General features: G+C 37.2%; 1 protein-coding gene and 1 pseudogene. One reads left to right on the forward strand and one right to left on the reverse strand.

Going from position 1 to position 1,763, the window contains the following annotated elements; genetic code table 11:
• Window positions 1-211: 211 nt before the first annotated feature.
• The gene (locus GMD1S_RS07495) at window positions 212-1,069 is read right to left on the reverse strand and encodes a 5'-nucleotidase, lipoprotein e(P4) family (RefSeq protein ID WP_000703381.1); all 858 of its coding nucleotides are present in this window, start codon (window positions 1,067-1,069) and stop codon (window positions 212-214) included.
• Window positions 1,070-1,436: 367 nt separating this feature from the next.
• Between GMD1S_RS07495 and GMD1S_RS07500 the strand changes: the two are divergent.
• Window positions 1,437-1,763 (forward strand): annotated as a pseudogene (locus tag GMD1S_RS07500) (uroporphyrinogen decarboxylase); the annotation flags it as partial.

Raw genomic sequence — 1,763 nt, forward strand, 5'->3', positions numbered from 1 at the left:
TCGATTGGTGAGGAACACCCATGGATTCAGCAACAGGTGGAAGTGGTACAAGAGATAGAGCATACTATCTAGTGGAATATATACTAGTTTATACCAAGTACAAGATAAAATAGCAAAAAAGGCGATTATCCAAGCGGAAATCGTCTTTTTTGATATTCTCACAAATACGATATCTTGTGGTTGGTGTAAACTGGTAGATAGTTCTCTTATTTTATTTATCAAAACCTTGTAAGTTTTTTTGGCGCTCTTCAGTTTGACCCTTGGCATCCAATTTATTACCATTGTAAACAGTGCTTTCCCATGATCCGTACATTGGGTTAGGGAAAATGATGAATTTCTCACCAAACTCTTTTTGTAATTCCTCTAATTTTTGGTCGCGCTCAGTTTCAGAGGTCTTTGAAAACTCTGCAAAGTCCACAAGATTGTCTCCTAGTAGCATGACTAAGTTGGTTTTTTCTTGGACTGCTTGTCTACGACCTTCTTTAGATTTGACGCCTTTTTCTAAGAACATGAGATGATCGCGGCTTTGTACAGGAATTCCTTCATTTTCTAGGTTTTTGATCGTATCATCTACCTGATCTATCGTGCGGTCAGATACATAGTAAATTTGGACACCGTTTTGGTCTGCAAATTGGAGAAAATCTTTAGCACCTGGTACAGCCTTGGCTGCGGCTTTTTTTACCCAGATATCCCAGTTATCTGGGGTAAATGCTGTTCCATCTTTGACATTTTGCGCTTGATAAGGGCTATTGTCTAATACGGTTTCGTCTAAGTCCAAAACGATAGAGTAGGGTTTATCTGTCTGTGTTTTTAGTAGTTCTTTCAAACGATCAGTAGCGACATTGTAACCTTGTAGATAGAGTGCCTTGGTCTCAGCTGCTTTTTGATACCAAAGAGTTGACATAGTATTTTCTCTTGAACGCAACTGATCATAGGTCATTGTAACCTGATTGTCAGATGTACTACTTTGTGTTGTCTGTGAATTTGCCGAATTTGTGCCACAGCCAGTCAGTAAAATGACGGAAGCAAGTGTAGAAGCAATTGTAATGGTAACTTTGGATATTTTCATAATCCCATCCTCCTAATAATAGTCTATTAATATTGTAGCGTTTTCATGGGATTTGTGCAAGAAAATATCGAGAGAAAAGAAATTTTTCAGTAGTAATTTGGTATTAGGATAAAATTATGTACTTAATTTGGGAATGAAGATGGATATAAAAAAATTCAATCGGCTTGATAGAAAATCTATATCAGTTCCTTTTTGAAAAATAGATGAAAATAAAGTGAATCTTTGAAAGGCTAGTAACATCAAGCTTTTCAGGGATTTTTTTCTTTATAGATATAAAAATTTTCAATCGAGTTGATAGTCAATATATATTGGGAAAAGGGGAAAAGGAGTGGTAAGATGGTTTCAATCCAAATGGAAGGAGAAAGGTATGGCAAGCAAAAGAGATTTAGTCTTTAGAGCGATTCGAGGCGATGAAGTGGAAAGAGTTCCTGTCGGATTTTGGTTTCATTTTGTAACACTCGAAGAAAAGGGGCAGGGATTAAATAATCCACGTATCTTTCAAAAAAGTGTTGATGGGCATCGCAGCTATGTGGAAAGGATTCGCCCTGATTTTGTCAAAATTATGAGCGATGGTTTTTTCCTTTATCCAAGTAATGTCTATAATCCTAAGATTGCAAGCATTCGGGAGCTGACTTCTATTGAGTCGATTGGTGAGGAACACCCATGGATTCAGCAACAGGTGGAAGTGGTACAA

The sequence above is a fragment of the Streptococcus sp. GMD1S genome (genome assembly GCF_000296875.1).
Lineage (GTDB): Bacteria > Bacillota > Bacilli > Lactobacillales > Streptococcaceae > Streptococcus.